This window comes from Variovorax sp. GW821-FHT09D05 (assembly GCF_059416325.1).
In genome coordinates, this window is sequence record NZ_JBWKOZ010000001.1 from 615,059 (window position 1) to 634,808 (window position 19,750).

The window sequence follows — 19,750 nt, forward strand, 5'->3', positions numbered from 1 at the left end:
ACAAGATCATGAGCATCGAAATCCGCAACATCAGCAAGCAGTTCGGCGACTTCCGCGCGCTGCGCGACGTGAACCTCGACGTGGAGTCGGGCGAACTGGTCGCGCTGCTCGGCCCCTCGGGCTGCGGCAAGACCACGCTGCTGCGCATCATCGCGGGGCTGGAAACGGCCGACGCCGGCAGCATTTTGTTCTCGGGCGAGGACACCACCGACGTGCACGTGCGCGAGCGGCAGGTGGGCTTCGTGTTTCAGCACTACGCACTGTTCCGTCACATGACCGTGTTTGAGAACGTGGCCTTCGGCCTGCGCGTGAAGCCGCGCAAGGAGCGCCCGAGCGACGCGCAGATCAGGCAGAAGGTGACCGACCTGCTCAAGCTGGTGCAGCTCGACTGGCTGGCCGACCGCTATCCTTCGCAGCTTTCCGGCGGCCAGCGGCAGCGCATTGCGCTGGCTCGCGCACTGGCGGTGGAGCCCAAGGTGCTGCTGCTCGACGAGCCCTTCGGTGCGCTCGACGCCAAGGTGCGCAAGGAACTGCGCCGCTGGCTGCGCCGGCTGCACGACGAACTGCACGTGACCTCGATCTTCGTCACGCACGACCAGGAAGAAGCGCTCGAAGTGGCCGACCGCGTGGTGGTCATCAACAAGGGGCAGATCGAACAGGTCGGCTCGCCGCAGGAAGTGTGGGACCAGCCGGCCAGCCCGTTCGTCTACGGCTTCCTGGGCGACGTGAACCTGTTCCATGGCCGGGCTGACAACGGCGCGGTGCAGCTCGACGGCATGCGCCTCGATTCACCCGAGCACAGCGGCGCGCGCGACGCCAAGGCGCGCGCTTATGTGCGCCCGCATGACATCGATGTGACACGCTATGTGGCCGGCGCTTCGGGCATCGTTGCCACGCTGTCGCGGGCAATCGTCGTCGGACCCATCGCGCGGCTGGAACTTGAGCCCACCGAATCGAATCCAGATAATCCGGGCTCCGGAACCATCATCGAGGCGCAACTCCCTGCGCAACAGTTCCGTGACTTGGGCTTGAAGGAAGGCGACACCGTCGTCGCCAACCCGCGCAAGGCCAGGGTGTTCGTAGAAGAAGATTGGGTATCTCCTTGATCGATTGGTACTTCGGCGCGCCGCGCCGCGCGTTCGGGCTGATCTGCCTGGCCTGTGTTCTCATGCTGGCCTTCGGGCTCTACCTGCAGCACGTGGTCGGGCTCGAACCCTGTCCCATGTGCATCGTGCAGCGGTATGCGCTGGTGCTGGTGGCACTCTTCACCGGCCTGGCCGGCGTGTTCCGCAACGTGGGCCTCCGGGTCGTGGGTGGATTGCTGGCGCTGGTGGCCGCGGTGGGCGGCGCCTACACGGCGGCCTCGCAGAGCTGGCTGCAGTGGTATCCGCCTGAAGTCGTTTCCTGTGGGCGCGACCTCTACGGGATGATCGAAACCTTTCCGCTGAAGCGTGCGCTGCCGATGATCTTTCGCGGCGGCGGCGACTGCTCGAAGATTGACTGGTCGCTGTTCGGCCTGACGCTGGCGAACTGGTCGTTTATCGCGTTCGTGGTTCTCTCGCTGCTGCTCATCACGCTGCTCGTGCGCTCGCGCCGCGCGCGCTGAGTGGCGAAAGAGGCAACGCCGCCCCACCGCGGGCAGCGTGCCCAAGAGGGCGGGTTCGCGTCAGTTGAACCAGCCTTGGCCCGAAAAGCCGCATCCCATTTCTTCGAGCAGGCTGCGCCAGTACCAGCGTTCGGCGCAGCTGCTGACCATCGCCATGTTCACCGGCTGAGCCGCCGTCGGCTTGACGTCGCTGCTGATGCTCGCAAGGCCCAGCGGGGCGCTGGCTTCGGGGCTGCGCACTGGCGTGGTGAACGTCAGCGGCGACTGCGCCTCGGGTGTGTCTGCCTTCGTGTTGGCGGCACCGGCCGCGCAGCTGAAGGCCATCGCGGCGGTGATCGCACCGGCCAGTGCCACGTGGCGCAGAGTGTTCGACTGTTGGAATTTCATGGTCGTTTTCCCTTCCTAGAACTATCGGTTTATGCGTGGCAACGCGCCACGCATCCGAAAAAATGTAGGACGCCCAAAGCTGTCGTGCCAGTGCCGAAAGTCACGCGCTCGTAACGCTGCGAATCGGTTTGTCGATCGCCCGTGGGCCTTTAAAGAATCTTCAGTAAACGCGGCTAGGATGACACCGGACCTCGTGGTTCCGTGCCCCTTCCGCGCAGTCGACTCGCCGCGCAGCGTCTTCCTGATTTCCCCCGCATGCCCACTACACAACCCAGGCGATCACGCAAACTAGTCATCGGCATTGCCGTTCTCGTCGTGCTGGCGGTCGTCGCCTCTTTCTGGCTCAGCCCGGGCAAGAAGGCCGAATACCTCACCGCCGCCGTGCAACGCACCGACCTCGAAAACGCGGTGCTCGCCACAGGCGTGCTGCAGGCGCTCAAGCAGGTCGAGGTGGGTGCACAGGTCAGCGGCCAGCTCAAGTCGCTGAAGGTGGTGCTGGGGCAGACCGTGAAGAAGGGCGACTGGCTCGCCGAGATCGACCCCGTCATCTCGCAGAACACCTTCGCGCAGGAGCAGGCCAAGCTCGACAACCTGCAGGCGCAGAAGCTCGCGAAGGAAGTGCGCATCAGGCAGGCCCAGCTCACCTGGACGCGGCAGCAGGAAATGCTCGCGCAGGACGCCGCCGCCAAGCAGGACATGGAAAGCGCCGACGCCGAGCTGCGCGCGCTGCGTGCCGACCTGGTGTCGCTCGAAGCGCAGATCCGCCAGCAGAAGCTGGCCGTGGCCTCGGCGCAGACGAATCTCTCGTACACGCGAATCATCGCGCCCATCGACGGCGACGTGGTTTCCATCAGCACGCTCGAAGGCCAGACCGTGGTCGCCGCCTTCCAGGTGCCCACGCTGATGAAACTGGCCGACCTGTCGACCATGACCGTGAAGGCGCAGGTGTCCGAAGCCGACGTGGTGCGTGTGAAGCCAGGGCAGCCGGTGTACTTCACCATCCTCGGCGACCCCGACAAGCGCTACCACGGCACGCTGCGCGCGGTGCAGCCTTCGCCTGAGAAGATCAACAACGCCGTGTTCTTCAACGCGCTGTTCGACGTGCCCAACCCCGAGCGCACGCTGCGCGTGGACATGACGGCGCAGGTGGCCATCCTGCTGGGCGAGGCCAAGCAGGCGCTGACAGTGCCGCTGACCGCATTGGGTCCGCGCGACAAGGACGGCCGCCAGGAAGTGCGCGTGCTCAAGGCCGACCAGACCGTGGAAAAACGGCAGGTGCGCGTGGGCATCTCCAACAACTTCCAGGCCCAGGTGCTCGAAGGTTTGAAAGAGGGCGACAACGTCATCACGGGCGATGCCTCGGCTGTTCTGGAGCGGGGCGAAAGCGGAGACGGCGGCGGCGGACGGGGCAAGCGCCCATGACGCAGGAAAAGCAGCCGCTGCTGACCCTGCGCGGCATCGGCCGCAGCTTTCCTTCGGGCGAACAGGAAGTGCAGGTACTGAAAGACGTCAACCTCGACATCGGCAACGGCGAAATGCTGGCCATCGTCGGCGCCTCGGGCTCGGGCAAGTCGACGCTGATGAACATCCTCGGTTGCCTCGACCGGCCGAGCACCGGTACCTACATCGTCTCGGGCCAGGACGTGGGCACGCTCGACAGCGATGCGCTGGCCCAGTTGCGGCGCGAGCATTTCGGCTTCATCTTCCAGCGCTACCACCTGATGCCGCACCTGACGGCGACCGGCAACGTCGAGGTGCCCGCCGTGTATGCCGGCACCGACGGCGAGGCGCGCGACACGCGTGCGCGCCAGTTGCTGGTGCGGCTCGGACTTGGCGACCGCACCGAGCACCGGCCAAGCCAGCTCTCCGGCGGCCAGCAGCAGCGGGTGAGCATTGCGCGCGCGTTGATGAACGGCGGGCAGGTGATCCTGGCCGACGAGCCGACCGGTGCACTCGACAGCAGGAGCGGCCAGGAGGTGATCGGCATCCTGCGCGAGCTGCATGCGCAAGGGCACACCATCATCATCGTGACGCACGACATGCAGGTGGCGAGCTGCACCGAACGCATCATCGAGATTGCCGATGGCGTGATCGTGGGCGACCGGCCCAACGTGCCCACGGTGGTGGCGCCTGCGCAGGCCGTGCAGCCCGACGCGCCAATTCCCGAGGCGATGACGAAGCCCAAGCTGGGCATTGCGCGCTTCAGCACCAGCTGGGCCCGCTTTGCAGAAGCCTTCCGCATGGCCTGGCGTTCGATGATGGCGCACCGCATGCGCACCGCGCTCACCATGCTGGGCATCGTCATCGGCATTACCTCGGTGGTGTCGATCGTGGCCATCGGGGAGGGTGCCAAGCGCTTCGTGCTGTCGGACATCCGTGCCATCGGCACCAACACGCTCGACGTGTACCCGGGCCGCGACTTCGGCGACGACAAGGCCTCGAGCATCCGCACGCTGATACCGTCCGACCTCGACGCACTCGCCGCGCAGCCCTATGTGCACAGCGTGACGCCCTCGACCTCGCGCAGCCTGCGGCTGCGCTACCGCAGCGTCGACATCAACGGCACGGTGAACGGCGTGAGCGACAGTTTCTTTCGTGTGCGCGACATCCAGATGGCCAGCGGCGCAGCCTTTACGGCGAGCGACGTGCGCCACCAGTCGCAGGTGGTGGTGATCGACCAGAACACGCGGCGCAAGCTGTTCCCTGACGGCGCCGAGGCGGTGGGCAAGATCATCCTGGTGGGCAACCTGCCGTGCACGGTGATCGGCGTATCGCAGGAAAAGAAGAGCATGTTCGGCGAGAACAAGTCGCTCAACATCTGGCTGCCCTACAGCACGGGCGCAAGCAGGCTCTTCGGGCAGCAGCACTTCGACAACATCACGGTGCGCATCCGCGACGACCAGCCGACCAAGGCCGCTGAAGACAGCGTGGTCAAGCTGCTCACGCTGCGCCACGGCAGCAAGGATTTCTTCACCTTCAACATGGACAGCATCGTGAAGACGGCCGAGCGCACCAGCCAGTCGCTCACGCTGCTGCTGTCGCTCATTGCCGTGATCTCGCTGGTGGTGGGCGGCATCGGTGTGATGAACATCATGCTGGTGTCCGTGACCGAGCGCACCCGCGAGATCGGTATTCGCATGGCGGTGGGCGCGCGCCAGAGCGACGTGCTGCAACAGTTCCTGACCGAGGCGGTGCTGGTGTGCCTGGTGGGCGGGTTGATCGGCGTGACGCTGTCGTATGGCATCAGCTTTCTGTTTTCGCTTTTCGTCAAGCAATGGCAAATGATCTTTTCGATGGGCGCCGTGGTGTCGGCGTTCTTGTGCGCGTCGCTGATCGGCGTGCTGTTCGGCTATCTGCCGGCGCGCAACGCGGCGCGGCTGGACCCGATCGAGGCGCTGGCTCGTGAGTAGGGCACGCGTTCTTTCCGCGATGGCTGTTGCCGTGCTGGTGCTCGGCGGGTGCACCCTGTTCCAGCCTGAGCAGCGGGCGCAGCGGCCGCTGGAGGTGCCGCAGGGCTGGCAGCAGTCGCCGGGAGCGGGGAGTGCGGCGGCGATGCTGTCCGCCAACTGGTGGACGGCGTTCAACGATCCGCAGCTCGACCGGCTGATCGACAGCGCGCTGCATACCAACAACGACCTGGCGGCGGCGGGCATTCGCGTGCAGCGTGCGCAATTGCAGGCTGGTTTGGCGAACACGAACCTCACGCCCAGCGTGGTGGGGCAGGCCAGCACCAGCCGCAGCTATGACCTGAAGCGCGGCGGCGTGGCCGGTTCCGCATCGAGCTCGCTGGTGACGCTGAGCTACGAGCTCGACCTGTGGGGCCGACTCTCGGCGCAGCGCAGCGCCGCCGACTGGGAGCTGAAGGCCACCGAATCCGACCGCCAGGCCACTGCGCTGGCGCTCGTCGGCACTACGGCGGGGCTCTATTGGCAGACCGGCTACCTGAACCAGCGCATCGCGCTGAGCGAAGCGGGCATGGAAGACGGCCGACGCATCCTCGCACTGGTGCGGGTGAAGTACGCGGCGGGCGCCGTGTCGGGGCTGGACGTGGCGCAGGCAGGTCAGAACCTCGCGACGCAGGAGGCGGCGCATACGCAATTGCTTCAGCAGCGTGTCGAGGCGCGCAACGCGCTGGCGATTCTGTTCGACCAGCCGCCGGAGTCGATGGCCGTCGAGCCCGCGCGGTTGCCAGACATAGCCTTGCCGGTCATCGATGCCGGCGTACCCGCGAGCCTGCTGGGTCGCCGCCCGGACCTGCGCGCGGCCGAGCAACGGCTGCGCGGTGCACTGGCGAATGTCGACGCCACGCGCACCGGGTTCTATCCGGCGCTGAGCCTGACGGGGTCGCTGGGCACGTCGAGCACTGCGCTGGGCGAATTGCTGAAGAACCCTGTGGCCACGCTTGGCGCAGGGTTGGCGTTGCCGTTCTTGCAATGGAACACTGCGCGGCTGACTGTGGCCGTGTCGCAGACGCAGTACGAAGAGGCGGTGGTGGGTTTCCGGCAGTCGCTCTACACGGCGTTGTCGGAGGTCGAGAACGCGTTGTCGTCACGCACGCAACTGCGCGACGAGAGCGAAAAACTGGTGCTGGCCCTGCACGAGGCGCAGCGTGCGGAGCGGTTGTCGGAGGTGCGCTACCGTGCTGGGGCGACCGCGTTGCAGCCGGTACTTGATGCCAAGGACCGGCGCCGCACGGCCGAGGTGTCGCTGGCCCAGAACCGGTTGAACCAGCTCAATGCGACGATGACCTTGTACAAGGCGCTGGGCGGGGCAGCTATCGCGCTGTAGGGTGAGTGGGGTCTACCCAAATCAGCGAGCAAGCGTCGTCAGTCCTGAAACGGCGCCTTCTTCGCCAGCTTGCGAAACACCAGCCCAGGCAGCCGCAACACGAACTCGACCATCAGCCGCGCGTGCATCCAGGTAAGCAGCACGTTGTCGCGCCCATAGCGGAAGTGCGAAACCCCGCCTTCCTCCGCCGTCAGGTACTTCACCGGCGCATCGATGTTCACGGGCTTGACGCCGCGCCATGCCAGCCGCACGACAGCCTCAGTGTCGAAGTCGAAGCGCCGCATCCATGGCTGCCGCTCCATGACGGCGATCAGGTCCGTCACCGGATACACGCGAAAGCCGTAGAGCGAATCGCCCACGCCGGCGAACAGCGTTTCGAGCTGCGTCCACCCGTTCGACACACGCCGCCCGCGCACGCGCAGCAGCGGTGCGCTTGCGTCGAACACCGGTCGCCCGAGCACCATCGTCTCGGGGCGGGCCAGCGAGGCCTTCATGAACTCGGGGATCAGGTCCGCCGGATGCTGCCCGTCGGAATCCATCGTCAGCGCATGGGTGAAACCGGCTTCCTTCGCGGCGCGCAGGCCGTGCAGCACGGCCGAACCCTTGCCCTGGTTCTGCGGCAGCACCCACACGCGCAGGCCCGGGTCGCCGGCCGCCATCTGCTGCAGCCGCTCGCCCGTGCCGTCGTCGCTGCCGTCGACCACCACCCACACCGGGTTCCACTGCGCGCGCGCCGCGGTGACGGTCGAGAACAGGCGCTCGCCGGTGTTGTAGCTGGGGATCAGGACAAGGTGGGTGCGCGAGGCGTCTGGCATTCGGGGGACGCGTCGGTGGCGCGCTGCTCCAGGTTTTGTCGGAAGTATTGTTCGAGCTCGGCCTGCAGCACGTCGCTGTCCTGCGTGGGCGAGAAGCGCTTGCCGATCCGCAGGGTGAAGACGATGGGAAGCGGTGGCACGCGCCATAGCGGCCAGCCCTTGGCGAGGTAGGGCGAGTCGGTGTCGATGAACACCGTTTGTATGGGCGCCTGCGCCAGCTTGGCGATCAGCGTGGTGCCGGGGCGGAACGCATTGAGCGGCGGCGTCACCGTGCGCGTGCCCTCGGGAAAGATCACCAGCTGCCCGCCGTTGCGCAGGTCGTTCACGGCAAGGCGCACCATGGTGCGGGCCGACTTGTTGCTGATGTAGCGCGCCAGCCGGGCGCCCGCGCCCAGGAAGATGTTGCCCATCAGGTCGGCCTTCATGATGCAGGCACTGCGGGGCAGCCGCGCCACCAGCAGCAGCGCGTCGAGCATGGTCGGGTGGTTGGCCACGAAGATCACGCCGGGCTCCTTGCGCATCGGGTCGAGGCAGGCGGCGTCGATGCGCATCATGCCGGTCACCGACGCCAGCCACCAGAACATGCGGTAGGCGAAGGCGATGGTCGTGCGTCCCAGCACGCGCGCGGGCGCCGCCGGCATGATCGGGTGGATCAGCATGGCGACGACGTTCCAGACCAGCGAGATCAGGCCCAGGAACAGCAGCAGCGCGTAGAGCATCAACGCGAGCGGAATCGACGTGAGAATTCGCAGCACGCGAGTCATTGAATCAGTCAATCGGGCAATGCGCGGTCGGACAACGACCGGTCATGCCCGTAGCAGGCCGGCTGCGACCGTGTGGGCCTCGATCTCGACCAGCAGGTCGCTGCGGCAGATGTCGGCTTCGAGGTACACCGCGTGGCGCGCCATCGGCGCGTCGGCGCCGAGCGTGCCTTCGATGATGCTGCGTACAGCTTCGGTGTCCGACGGGTGACGCACGTAGACCACGCAATCGAGCTCGGCCAGCGAGAACTTCGCGGTGCCGCGTTCGTTGGCGGCGGCAATCACCGCCTGCAAGTTGCGCAGGGTTTCGCGCGTCTGCTCGAGCACGTCGCCGTGGTGCACGGTTTCGTGGCCGACGATGCTCGCAGTGCCGGAGATGAAGAGGGCGATGTTGCCGTCGCCGATGTCCGCCAGCGCGGCGCGCGAGAAGGTCGGCGAGCGCGGGCCGTAGGTTTCGGGATAGCGGTAGGCCGAAACCTGACGCGGGTTCTCGACCGGCAGCGGCGCCTGCTGGCCGGCCAGGAAGCGGATCGACAGGGCGCCCTGGTGGATGCCCAGTGCACAGGCCGCAGGCGCGCCCTCGAAGGCGGCGCGGCCGGCTTCGAGAAACGCTTCCTGCCGGCCGAGATTGAACTGGCGGTAGCGCTCCAGCCCGCCGCCGTCGGCGTTGATCTGCGGCAGGTAGTTCCAGATGCGCTGCAGGTGCGGCGTGCCGGCCTGGTCGAGCGTCTTGAAGAGGTCGCGGTAGGCGCGGTGCGCGAGTTCGGCGAGGCCCTGTTTTTCGGTGGCTTCGTCCAGGTCGATGGCGCCGAGCAGCCAGTGCCCGTCGGTGCGCCAGCGCGCGATGCCGGTGGTGCCCGACTTGACGTGTTGCGGACGGCTCACGTGCCACACATCGGCCATGGCGCCGTTTGCCGACAGCACGCGCGCGTTGACGGTCGGCATCCAGGCCACGCCGTGCGGCGTGCCGTAGCCGAGCGCCGCGAAGGGCGCCTTGCCGTCAACAGCCAGCGCAAGGCTGGCCGGCAGCGACAGGCGCTCGACGCGCAGATGGGAAGAAGGGGTTTCGTCCTGAGCTCGCACTATCAGCTGGCCTCGACGGTGTGTTCGGGTTTGATGGCGGTGTAGGCAGAGAAGACACCGAGGCTCGCATGCCGGCGCACGTCGCGAAAACCCGCGTCGGCCAGCGCCTGCATCACCCGCTTGGGCGGAATGCAGGCCTCGATCGTGTCCCAGTAATAGCGCCACAGTTCCGAGGTGTTGCGTTGGCGACCGACCACGCGGGCGATCAGCGGCACCACGGCACGCATGTAGCCCTTGAGCAGCGCGGTTGCGAAGCGGCCCTCGGGCTTGGTGATTTCGAGTACCGCCACCCGCCCGCCGGGGCGCAGCACGCGATGGAACTCGCTGAAGGCTGCCGCCACGTCGCTGATGTGGCGCATGGCGTAACCCATGCTCACGAAGTCGCTGCTGGCATCGGGCCGGGGCAGGGCTTCGGCCACGCCGCGCACCAGTTCGATGCCGGGCAGCTTGACCTGGCCCAACATGCCGGGGCTGGGGTCGATGCCTACGAGCTGGCCGGTGGAGCCGATGAGTTTCAGCGCCTCGCGGGCCACGAGCCCGGTGCCGATGCCCACATCCAGCACCTGCATGCCCGCCGAGAGGCCGGCTTCCCGCAGCGCAGCACGGCGATACGAGGGGCCGGTGCCGAAGGCCAGCACGCTCTCGATGCGGTCGTAGTCCGCGGCCGTGCTGTCGAAGATGCGCAGCAGGAACGCCTGATGCTCGGCCTCGGTCTTGTAGTACAGCGGCAAAGGGGCGTGCGGCGGCAGGATGTCGGGATTCCCGGGCCCGACGGAAGGCGATGGCGTCATCGAACGATTATCACCAAAAGCCCCGGCCCGAATTCCGGGGCCCCAGGGCGGGCGTTGTGTGCGCCGGACAGTAAACTCGGAGCCTGCTTAGAAAACACAGGACAGCGAGATAGAAAGCCATGGCCGGACATAGCAAGTGGGCGAATATTCAGCACCGGAAGGGCCGCCAGGACGAGAAGCGGGGCAAGCTCTGGACCCGCGCCATCCGCGAAATCACAGTGGCCGCCCGCGCCGGTGGCGCCGACCTGGGCTCCAACCCCCGGCTGCGGCTGGCCGTTGAAAAGGCCAAGGCGGTGAACCTGCCCATCGACACCATCAAGCGCAACATCGACAAGGCCACGGGCAACCTCGAAGGCGTCAATTACGAAGAAATTCGTTACGAAGGGTACGGCATCGGTGGCGCGGCGATCATCGTCGACACCATGACCGACAACCGCGTGCGCACCGTGGCCGAAGTGCGCCACGCCTTCTCCAAGCACGGCGGCAACATGGGCACCGAGGGCTCGGTGGCCTTCCAGTTCAAGCACTGCGGCCAGTTCATCTTTGCGCCGGGCACCAATGAAGACAAGGTGATGGAAGTGGCGCTCGAGGCGGGCGCCGAAGACGTCGTTACCGACGACGACGGTGCCATCGAGGTGATCACCGCCGTCGCCGACTTCGAAGCCGTGAAGAACGCGCTCGAAGCCGCGGGCCTGAAGCCCGACGCCGCCGAAGTCACCATGCGCGCCGAAAACACGGTGGACGTGACCGGCGAAGACGCCGCAAGAATGCAGAAGTTGCTCGATGTGCTCGAGGACCTGGACGACGTGCAGGACGTTTATCACAACGCCTCGCTGTCCGAATGAATGTTGTTTGTTGAATCACAGCGAGAAATGAAGGCCCGCGAATGAAGGTACTGGTAATTGGGGGAGGGGGCCGTGAACACGCTCTGGCATGGCGGCTGGCACAGGCTGCCCGGGTGAGCCGTGTGTACGTGGCGCCGGGCAACGGCGGCACCGCAGCCGACGAGCGCTACGACTGCGTCGACATCACCGAGCCCGCCGCGCTGCGCGAATGGGCGATGAAAGAAAAGATCGCGCTGACCGTGGTCGGCCCCGAGGCGCCGCTGGCTGCCGGCGTGGTGGACGAGTTCCGCGCGCACGGCCTGCGCATCTTCGGCCCCACGCAGGCGGCCGCCCAGCTCGAAAGCTCGAAGGCCTTCTCCAAGGCCTTCATGAAGCGCCACAAGATCCCGACCGCCGAGTACGAGGCTTTCACCGACGCCGCCGCGGCGCATGCGTACATCGACGCCAAGGGCGCGCCCATCGTCGTCAAGGCCGACGGCCTGGCGGCTGGCAAGGGCGTGGTGGTTGCCATGACCGCAGAGGAAGCGCACGAGGCCGTCGACTTCATGCTGGTCGACAACAAGTTCGGCGTGTCGCACAACGAAGGCGGCGCGCGCGTCGTCATCGAAGAATTCCTGCAGGGCGAGGAAGCCAGCTTCATCGTGCTGTGCGACGGCAAGAACGTCACTGCACTGGCCACCAGCCAGGACCACAAGCGCCTGCTCGACAACGACGAAGGTCCCAACACCGGTGGCATGGGGGCGTATTCGCCCGCGCCGGTGGTCACGGCCGAGGTGCATGCGCGCGCCATGCGCGAGATCATCCTGCCGACCATCCGCGGCATGGAGAAAGACGGCATTCCGTTCACCGGCTTCCTCTACGCCGGCCTGATGATCGACGCCACGGGCCACCCCAAGACGCTCGAATTCAACTGCCGCATGGGCGACCCCGAGACGCAGCCGATCATGATGCGCCTGAAGTCCGACCTGTTCGAGGTGTTCTGGCACGCCACCGACGGCACGCTCGACCAGGTCGAGCTGCAATGGGACCGGCGCGTGGCGCTGGGCGTGGTGATGGCCGCGCACGGCTACCCGCTGTCGCCGCGCAAGGGCGACCGCATCACCGGCATTCCGGCCGAGGCGCCCGATGCCGTGGTGTTCCACGCCGGCACGACGCTGGAAAACGGCGAGCTCAAGACCAGCGGCGGGCGCGTGCTCTGCGTGACCGTGCTGGCCGACAGCGTGAAGCAGGCGCAGCAGCGGGCCTATGAGGTTGCTGCGCGCGTCAACTTCGACGGCGCTCAATACCGCAAGGACATCGGATTCCGCGCGGTGCACGCGCGCAACACCCACGGCGCTTGATGCAGCAAACCAACCCGGCAGCGGTCGGCGAGTACCTGCGCGGACTGCAGCAGTCGATCATCGCGGCGGTCGAGAAGGCCGACGGCGGCATCTGCGTGCGAGACGCCTGGCAGAAGGCGCCCGGCGAACCGCTGCAGGGCCATGGGCTGACCTGCATCCTTGAAGGCGGTGAACTGTTCGAGCGCGCGGGCTGCGGCTTCTCGCAGGTGCGCGGACCGAAGCTGCCGCCCTCGGCCACGCAGAACCGGCCCGAGTTGGCGGGCGCGCCTTTCGAAGCGATGGGCGTGTCGCTGGTGTTCCATCCGCGCAACCCCTACGTGCCGATCGTTCACATGAACGTGCGCATGCTGGCTGCGCTGCCCAAAGAGGGTGCAGGAGGCGAGCCGGTCTGCTGGTTCGGCGGCGGCATGGACCTCACGCCGTGCTACGGCTTCGAGGAAGACGCGGTGCATTTCCACACCACGTGCCGAGACGCGCTCGCCCCTTTCGGCGACGACAAGTACCCGCGCTTCAAAACCTGGTGCGACGAATATTTCTTCCTGAAGCATCGCGGCGAGCAGCGCGGCATCGGCGGCATCTTCTTCGACGATTTTTCCGAGGGCGGTTTCGAGAACGGCTTCGCGCTGATTCGCTCGGTGGGCGATGGCTTTTTGCCGGCGTATCTGCCGATCGTCGAGCGCCGCCGCGCCACGCCTTACTCGGAGCGCGAACGCAGCTTCCAGCTCTATCGGCGCGGCCGTTACGTCGAGTTCAACCTCGTGTGGGACCGCGGCACGCACTTCGGCCTTCAGTCGGGCGGGCGTACCGAATCGATCCTGCTGTCGATGCCGCCGCTGGCCAGCTGGGCCTACCAGCAGCAGCCCGAGCCGGGCAGCCCCGAAGCCGCGCTGTACAGCGACTTCATCGTGCGGCGCGACTGGTTGTGAACCGCTCCGGCACTGCGGTGCGTCGCATCGGCGTTTTCGGCGGCGCGTTCGATCCGCCGCACAACGCCCATGTCGCGCTAGCCGAAGCCGCGCTGGCGCAACTCGATCTTGCCGAACTGCACGTCATTCCCACGGGGCAGGCATGGCACAAGAGCAGGGCGCTCACGCCGAAGGAAGACCGCCTTGCGATGACGCGGCTGGCCTTCGCTGACCTGAAAGGCACCGTCGTCATCGACAGCCGCGAAGTGCTGCGCGACGGGCCCACCTACACACTCGACACCCTGCACGAACTGCAGCGCGAGCAGCCCGGCGCACAGCTGGTCCTGATCATGGGCGCCGACCAGGCGAGCGCGTTGCCGACCTGGCACGGCTGGCAGGATATACTCGGCATTGCTATCGTTTCTGTAGCGTATCGCGCACTATCGACGAGCAACGCTGCTCGTTTTGATCCGAAAATGCTTCCCGGCCTCCCGGCTGGCGCGCGTTTCGAGGCGCTCGAACTGCCACCTATGAACAACAGCGCCACCGAGATTCGGCGGCGCGCGGAGCTTGGCGTGGACATTTCCTCGCTGGTTCCGCCCACGGTTGCACGCTATATTGACCAACACCACCTCTACCGCTCTGCCTGATGACCACTGAAGCCGCCGCCAAGAAAGACACCCAGAAACTCCAGCGAGCCATCATCGATGGTCTCGAAGACGTCAAGGCGCAGGACATCCAGGTATTCGACACAGAACATCTTTCACCGCTTTTCGAGCGCGTGATCGTGGCGTCGGGCACCTCCAACCGCCAGACGAAGGCGCTGGCCGCCAGCGTGCGCGACGCGGTGCGCGAAGCCGGTTTCGGCAAGCCGCGCATCGAGGGCGAGGACAACGGCGAGTGGATCATCGTGGACTGCGGCGCGGCCGTGGCGCACATCATGCAGCCCGCCATCCGCCAGTACTACCACCTCGAAGAGATCTGGGGCGACAAGCCGGTGCGTGCAAAGCTCGGCGGCGCGAAGCCCGCGGTCGCCACCGCATCGAAGGTCGGCACCGAAGAGAAGAAGCCGGCCACCAAGACGCCGACGCTGCGCCGCTCCAGCGCTGCCAAGACCGCGATCCGCGCGGCAGAACAAGAAGCCAAGGCTGCGAAGACCCCGGCCAAGAAAACCGCTGCCAAGAAGGCGCCCGCCCGGAAGACCACCACCGCGCGCGTGCCGGTCAAGGTCGTCGGCAAGCCCGCTGCCAAGAAGCCCGCTGCAAAGAAGACGACGACGGCTGCCAGGAAGGCGCCAGCCCGCCGCGCATGAAGCTGCTGGTGGTCGCCGTCGGGCAGCGCATGCCCGATTGGGCACAGACTGCCTGGGACGACTACGCCAAGCGCTTCCCGCCCGAGCTCAAGCTCGAGCTGCGAGCAGTCAAGACCGAGCCGCGCGGCTCCAAGTCGCTTGAAACGCTGTACGCCGCGGAGCGCGAGCGCATCGAAGGCGCAATTGCGCGCGGCATGCGCGTCGTCGCGCTCGACGAGCGCGGCACGGCGCTGACCACCAAGGCGCTTGCCGCGCGCCTGCAGGCCTGGCAAGGCGAGGGCGACGACGTCGCCCTGGTCATCGGCGGGCCCGACGGGCTCGACCCGGCCTTCAAGGCCGCGGCCCACGAACGCATCCGCCTGTCCGACCTGACGCTGCCGCACGCGATGGCGCGGGTGCTGCTGGTCGAGCAGCTGTACCGGGCGTGGTCGGTCAATGCGGGTCATCCTTACCACCGCGAATGACAAGCGCCGACGGGCAGGTCGCGTTGCTCGAGGAGAAGGGCCATGCGCTGCTGCCGGCGCTGTTGCCGTTTGATCTGCTGGACGCAACCGCGCGGTCGCTCGACCATTGGCTGGGGCAGGCGGCAGGCAGCCGCAACCTTTTGGCCCAGCCGCACTGCAGTGAGATTGCTGTTCAGCTGAAAACACGGCTGGTCGGCATGGGCCTGCTCGATGCTTCATCGGTGGCCGTGCAATGCACGCTCTTCGACAAGACGGCCGACAGGAACTGGCTGGTTGCGCTGCATCAGGACACCTCGATTCCCGCCTCGGGCGCCGGCATGCCTGCCGTCCTCAAGGAGGGCGAGCCGTATGTGCAGCCGCCGGTCGACGTGTTGCGATCGCTGCTCGCCGTGCGGGTGCATCTGGATGATTGCGGCGTGGATGCGGGGCCGTTGCGCGTCGTATCGGGCAGCCACCGCGCCGGACGGCTGAGCGATGCCGAAGCGCAGGACTTGCGCGTCGAACACGGCGAGACGGCCTGCACGGCGGCACGGGGCGACGCCCTGCTGATGCGCCCCTTGCTGCTGCATGCGTCCTCCCGCGCCCGGTCACCGGCTCGTCGCCGAGTCCTTCACTTTCTTTTCGGACCCGCGCGCCTGCCGCACGGACTGGTCTGGAACCGTACTGTGGCCGGCGGGCAGCCGGCCCTTCAGGAGAACTGAACCTTGCCGGACTTCATCTACCTCGCTTCGCAGAGCCCACGCCGCGCCCAACTGCTCGGCCAACTCGGCGTGCGCCACGAACTGCTGCTGGCCGATGCCGACGAAGACGCCGAATCGCTCGAAGCCGTGCTGCCCAACGAGGCTCCTGCAACGTATGTGCAGCGCGTTACGGCCCTGAAGCTCGATGCTGCCGTGGCCCGGCTTCAACGCCGAGACCTTGCCGACGCGCCGGTGCTCTGCGCCGACACCACGGTCGCACTCGGCCGCACCATCCTCGGCAAGCCCGAAGACGCGGCCGATGCGGCGCGCATGCTGCGATTGCTCTCAGGCGCCACGCACCGCGTGCTGACCGCCGTTGCGCTGCAGCATGGCGCACAACGCCACGCCGCGCTCAGCGTGTCGCGCGTGCGCTTCGCCGACATCACAGACGCCCAGATCGCCCGCTATGCGGAAAGCGGCGAGCCGCTGGGCAAGGCCGGTGCCTACGCCATTCAAGGCGCGGCGGCCGCGTTCATCGAGCACATCAGCGGGTCCTATTCGGGCATCATGGGCCTCCCCATGTTCGAGACAGCAGGGCTGCTTCGAAACGCCGGTTTCAATACTTGAGAATTCCATGCAAGACATCCTGATCAACTGGTCTCCGCAGGAGACCCGTGTGGCGCTGGTCGAGCACGGCGCGGTGCAAGAGCTGCACGTCGAGCGAACGCTGGAGCGAGGCTTGGTCGGCAACATCTACCTCGGCAAGGTGTCGCGCGTGCTGCCGGGCATGCAGTCGGCCTTCATCGACATCGGCCTGGAGCGCACGGCTTTCCTGCACGTGGCCGACATCGTGGCGCCGTTCACTCCGGGCTCGCGGCCCAGTGCGCCGGCGCCCGAGCGCGACCACCGCAACGGCGGGCCGATGGTGCCCATCGAGAAGCAGGTGTTCGAGGGCCAGTCGCTGCTGGTACAGGTCATCAAGGACCCCATCGGCACCAAGGGCGCGCGGCTGTCCACGCAGATCAGCATTGCCGGGCGGCTGCTGGTGTTCTTGCCGCAGGACAACCACATAGGCGTGTCGCAGAAGATCCCGTCGGACCAGCGCGAGTCGCTGCGCAACCGCATGCTGGCGCTGATCGAGGCGGCTGCTGCGGCCGACAGTGGCGGCGTGGTGCCGGCCAACACCGGCGGCTTCATCCTGCGCACCAACGGCGAGGACTCCACCGACCCCGAGCTGGCCGAAGACATCGCCTATCTGCGCAAGACCTGGTCGCGCATCCGTGACGCCTCGATGCGCATGCCGCCGATGTCGTTGCTGCACCAGGACCTGAGCCTGCTGCAGCGCGTGCTGCGCGACATGACCAGCGAAGACACGCAGACCATCCGCATCGACTCGCGAGAGCAGTTCGAGGTGCTGCTGAAGTTCGGGCTCGAATTCATGCCCAAGGCGGCGGGCAAGCTGCAGCACTACAAGGGCGAGCGGCCGATCTTCGATTTGTATTCGGTCGACGAGGAAATCGCGAAGGCGCTGGGCCGGCGCGTCGAACTCAAGTCGGGCGGCTACCTTGTGGTCGACCAGACCGAGGCGTTGACCACGGTGGACGTGAACACCGGCGGCTTCGTCGGTGCACGCAACTTCGACGACACCATCTTCAAGACCAACCTCGAGGCGGCGCAGGCCATTGCGCGGCAGCTGCGGCTGCGCAACCTGGGCGGGATCATCATCGTCGACTTCATCGACATGGGTCGCGACGACCACCGCGAGCAGGTGCTGGCGGAGTTCCGCAAGCAACTGGCGCGCGACCGCGTGAAGACCACGGCCGGCGGCTTCTCTCAGCTCGGGCTGGTCGAGATGACGCGCAAGCGCACCCGCGAATCGCTGGCGCACATGCTGTGCGAGCCTTGCGCGGCCTGCGGCGGCCAGGGCATCGTTAAGACCGCGCGCAGCGTGGCCTACGATGTGATGCGAGAGATTTTGCGCGAGGCGCGGCAGTTCACGCCGCGCGAGTTCCGCATCGTGTCGTCGCCGCAGGTGATCGAGCTGTTCCTCGACGAGGAGAGCCAGCACCTGGCGGGGCTGAGCGACTTCATCGGCAAGCCGATTTCGCTGCAGTCCGAGCCCGCGATCGGGCAGGGACAGTACGACATCGTGCTGCTTTAAGGCCTAAAGCGTCGGGTCTTGCCCCGGCGGCGCGCTGCGCACCGCCAGTGTCTGCAGCCGCGCGTAGAGGCCGTCCAGCGCCATGAGTTGCTCGTGGCTGCCTTGCTCGGCGATGCGGCCTTGCTCCATCACGATGATCCGGTCGGCATGCTGGATGGTCGACAGGCGGTGGGCGACGATCAGCGTGGTGCGGTTCTGCATCAGCCGCTGCAGGGCGTCCTGCACCAGCCGTTCGGATTCGGTGTCGAGCGCCGAGGTAGCCTCGTCGAGCAGCAGCACGGGCGCATTCTTGTAGAGCGCGCGGGCAATGGCGAGGCGCTGGCGCTGGCCGCCTGAAAGCTGCGTGGCGTTGTGGCCGAGTACCGTGTCGAGGCCCTGGGGCAGGCTTTCGACGTGCGCACTCAGGTTGGCCGCCTCGATGCACTGCAGCACGCGCTCGCGGTCGATCTCGCCGCCCAGCGCCACGTTGGCCGCCAGCGTCTCGTTGAGCATCACCACGTCCTGGCTCACCATGGCGAACTGGGCGCGCAGGCTTTTCAATTGCCATTCGCTGGTGTCGTGCCCGTCGAGCAGCACCTGCCCGCCGCTGGGCTGCACGAAGCGCGGCAGCAGGTTGACCAGCGTGGTCTTGCCCGAGCCCGAAGGGCCGACGAAGGCCACCACCTGGCCGGGTTCGATGGTCAGGCTCACGCCGTCGAGCGCGCGCTGTTCGTCTTCGCCGCGGTAGCTGACTTGCACGTTGCGCAGTTCGATGCGTCCTTCGGCGTGTTCGACCTGGAACGTGCCTTGGGACTCCGGGGCCACGTCGTCGATCAGTATCAGTCCGCGCTCCAGTGCGGCGAGGCCGCGTGTGATCGGGCCGGCCACTTCGGCGAGGCGCCGGATCGGCGCGATCAGCATCAGCATGGCCGTGATGTAGGCGACGAAGCCGCCTACCGTGAAGCCCTGCTTGCCGCTTTGCCACAGCGCGATCATCACCACGATCGACAGCGCGAGCGACGCCATCATCTGCGTGAGCGGCGTGGTGGCGGCTTGGGCGATGGTCGACTTCACGGCCAGCCGGTTCAGGCGCTGGCTCAGTTGCTCGAAGCGGCGGCCCTGCGCGCCTTCCGCGCCGTGCAGGCGCACCACGCGGTGGGCGAGCACGTTTTCCTCGACCACGTAGGCCAGCTCGTCGGTGGCCTGCTGGCCCTGCTGGGTCAGGCGATAGAGTCGCTTGGAGAACACCTTCATGATCCAGGAGATGCTGGGCACCAGGAAGGCGACGATGAGGGTGAGCTTCCAGTTCAGGTAGACCAGATAGCCCAGCAGCGCGATCAGCGTGAAGCCGTCGCGCGAGAGTCCGAGGATCGCTTGCACCAGCAGCATCGCGCCGGTCTGCACTTCGTAGACCACCGTGTTCGAGAGGGTGCTGGCCGACTGCCGGGCGAACAGCGCGAGTTCGGCGCCGAGCAGCCGCTCGAACAACACTCGCCGCAGCTTCTGCATGCCTTCGTTGGCGATGCGCGACAGCGCGTACTGGGAAATGAACTGGGCGATGCCGCGCACTGCAAACAGCAGCAGCACGGCGGCGGGCACGAACCACAAGGGCATCTCGCCGCGCGTGAAGCCCCGGTCGAGCAGGGGCTTCAGCAGGGCGGCCATCAGCGGCTCGGTGATTGCTGCCAGCATCGCTCCGCTCAGTCCAAGGGCCCACCATTGGCGGGAGCCGCCAAACCAGGTCATGAGTCGCGCCATACGGCGCATCAGGGGAGGGCGTACGTTCTCGCCGCCGGGGGGTGCTTGCATGGCGGCGGATTCTACGGGGGCCCT

20 protein-coding genes are annotated in these 19,750 nt (G+C 66.8%); 14 read left to right on the forward strand and 6 right to left on the reverse strand.

The genetic code is table 11. The annotated features are described in order from the left end of the window. Positions 1-8: 8 nt before the first annotated feature. Positions 9-1,106 (forward strand): sulfate/molybdate ABC transporter ATP-binding protein, encoded by a 1,098-nt coding sequence (locus tag AC07O3_RS02950; RefSeq protein WP_093173932.1) that lies wholly within the window; start codon positions 9-11, stop codon positions 1,104-1,106. Then, positions 1,103-1,606 carry a disulfide bond formation protein B gene (locus AC07O3_RS02955; RefSeq protein ID WP_093054637.1) on the forward strand — a complete coding sequence of 168 codons (504 nt, stop codon included), beginning with the start codon at positions 1,103-1,105 and terminating at the stop codon, positions 1,604-1,606. The genes AC07O3_RS02950 and AC07O3_RS02955 overlap by 4 nt, the downstream gene beginning before the upstream one ends. A gap of 60 nt (positions 1,607-1,666) precedes the next feature. Here the strand turns inward: AC07O3_RS02955 and AC07O3_RS02960 are convergent, their stop codons facing one another. Then, positions 1,667-1,993 carry a hypothetical protein gene (locus AC07O3_RS02960; protein WP_426392944.1) on the reverse strand — a complete coding sequence of 109 codons (327 nt, stop codon included), beginning with the start codon at positions 1,991-1,993 and terminating at the stop codon, positions 1,667-1,669. Positions 1,994-2,248: 255 nt separating this feature from the next. Between AC07O3_RS02960 and macA the strand changes: the two genes are divergently transcribed. The 3 genes from macA to AC07O3_RS02975 are packed head-to-tail and all read left to right on the forward strand — an operon-like array spanning position 2,249 to position 6,781. Beyond that, positions 2,249-3,415, forward strand: a complete 1,167-nt coding sequence (gene macA / locus AC07O3_RS02965) for a macrolide transporter subunit MacA (protein ID WP_426392946.1) — start codon at positions 2,249-2,251, stop codon at positions 3,413-3,415. Continuing rightward, positions 3,412-5,403, forward strand: a complete 1,992-nt coding sequence (macB, locus tag AC07O3_RS02970; protein WP_495338536.1) for a macrolide ABC transporter ATP-binding protein/permease MacB — start codon at positions 3,412-3,414, stop codon at positions 5,401-5,403. Before macA ends, macB begins: the two co-directional genes overlap by 4 nt. Before the next feature lie 19 nt (positions 5,404-5,422). Beyond that, positions 5,423-6,781: an efflux transporter outer membrane subunit gene (locus AC07O3_RS02975; protein ID WP_495338687.1), complete on the forward strand. Its 1,359-nt coding sequence runs from the start codon at positions 5,423-5,425 to the stop codon at positions 6,779-6,781. Between the two features lie 38 nt (positions 6,782-6,819). Here AC07O3_RS02975 and AC07O3_RS02980 read toward each other — a convergent pair whose 3' ends face one another. From AC07O3_RS02980 to AC07O3_RS02995, 4 genes are read right to left on the reverse strand one after another with little or no spacing between them, the layout of a single operon-like run. Continuing rightward, positions 6,820-7,596, reverse strand: coding sequence for a glycosyltransferase family 2 protein (locus tag AC07O3_RS02980; RefSeq protein ID WP_495338537.1), 777 nt, complete (start codon positions 7,594-7,596; stop codon positions 6,820-6,822). Beyond that, positions 7,563-8,360 (reverse strand): lysophospholipid acyltransferase family protein, encoded by a 798-nt coding sequence (locus AC07O3_RS02985; RefSeq protein ID WP_093054649.1) that lies wholly within the window; start codon positions 8,358-8,360, stop codon positions 7,563-7,565. Before AC07O3_RS02985 ends, AC07O3_RS02980 begins: the two co-directional genes overlap by 34 nt. A 42-nt stretch (positions 8,361-8,402) precedes the next feature. Then, on the reverse strand, positions 8,403-9,440 hold the full coding sequence (locus AC07O3_RS02990) for a chorismate transformation FkbO/Hyg5 family protein (RefSeq protein ID WP_093054651.1): 1,038 nt from the start codon (positions 9,438-9,440) through the stop codon (positions 8,403-8,405). A gap of 2 nt (positions 9,441-9,442) precedes the next feature. After that, complete coding sequence (locus tag AC07O3_RS02995) at positions 9,443-10,231, reverse strand: class I SAM-dependent methyltransferase (RefSeq protein ID WP_495338538.1); 789 nt, start codon at positions 10,229-10,231, stop codon at positions 9,443-9,445. A 119-nt stretch (positions 10,232-10,350) separates the two neighbouring features. Here AC07O3_RS02995 and AC07O3_RS03000 point away from each other — a divergent pair, with 119 nt between their 5' ends. From AC07O3_RS03000 to rng, 9 genes are read left to right on the forward strand one after another with little or no spacing between them, the layout of a single operon-like run. Beyond that, on the forward strand, positions 10,351-11,076 hold the full coding sequence (locus AC07O3_RS03000; protein WP_056518292.1) for a YebC/PmpR family DNA-binding transcriptional regulator: 726 nt from the start codon (positions 10,351-10,353) through the stop codon (positions 11,074-11,076). A gap of 41 nt (positions 11,077-11,117) precedes the next feature. After that, positions 11,118-12,416, forward strand: coding sequence for a phosphoribosylamine--glycine ligase (gene purD, locus AC07O3_RS03005; protein ID WP_093054657.1), 1,299 nt, complete (start codon positions 11,118-11,120; stop codon positions 12,414-12,416). Continuing rightward, positions 12,416-13,342, forward strand: coding sequence for an oxygen-dependent coproporphyrinogen oxidase (gene hemF, locus AC07O3_RS03010; protein WP_495338539.1), 927 nt, complete (start codon positions 12,416-12,418; stop codon positions 13,340-13,342). Before purD ends, hemF begins: the two co-directional genes overlap by 1 nt. Further along, positions 13,339-13,971, forward strand: a complete 633-nt coding sequence (nadD, locus tag AC07O3_RS03015) for a nicotinate (nicotinamide) nucleotide adenylyltransferase (protein WP_426392953.1) — start codon at positions 13,339-13,341, stop codon at positions 13,969-13,971. The genes hemF and nadD overlap by 4 nt, the downstream gene beginning before the upstream one ends. Then, positions 13,971-14,633 (forward strand): ribosome silencing factor, encoded by a 663-nt coding sequence (gene rsfS, locus AC07O3_RS03020; protein ID WP_426392955.1) that lies wholly within the window; start codon positions 13,971-13,973, stop codon positions 14,631-14,633. The genes nadD and rsfS overlap by 1 nt, the downstream gene beginning before the upstream one ends. Beyond that, positions 14,630-15,097: a 23S rRNA (pseudouridine(1915)-N(3))-methyltransferase RlmH gene (gene rlmH / locus AC07O3_RS03025; protein WP_426392957.1), complete on the forward strand. Its 468-nt coding sequence runs from the start codon at positions 14,630-14,632 to the stop codon at positions 15,095-15,097. Before rsfS ends, rlmH begins: the two co-directional genes overlap by 4 nt. Continuing rightward, on the forward strand, positions 15,094-15,798 hold the full coding sequence (locus AC07O3_RS03030) for a phytanoyl-CoA dioxygenase family protein (RefSeq protein ID WP_426392959.1): 705 nt from the start codon (positions 15,094-15,096) through the stop codon (positions 15,796-15,798). Before rlmH ends, AC07O3_RS03030 begins: the two co-directional genes overlap by 4 nt. 3 nt (positions 15,799-15,801) lie before the next feature. After that, positions 15,802-16,404 (forward strand): Maf family protein, encoded by a 603-nt coding sequence (locus AC07O3_RS03035; RefSeq protein WP_426392960.1) that lies wholly within the window; start codon positions 15,802-15,804, stop codon positions 16,402-16,404. Between the two features lie 7 nt (positions 16,405-16,411). Further along, entirely contained in the window at positions 16,412-17,938 is a 1,527-nt protein-coding gene (gene rng / locus AC07O3_RS03040) for a ribonuclease G (protein ID WP_093054667.1), read from the forward strand. A 3-nt stretch (positions 17,939-17,941) separates the two neighbouring features. On the opposite strand, the gene msbA is transcribed toward rng, so the two are convergent. After that, positions 17,942-19,726, reverse strand: coding sequence for a lipid A export permease/ATP-binding protein MsbA (gene msbA / locus AC07O3_RS03045; RefSeq protein ID WP_093074645.1), 1,785 nt, complete (start codon positions 19,724-19,726; stop codon positions 17,942-17,944). Positions 19,727-19,750 lie beyond the last annotated feature (24 nt).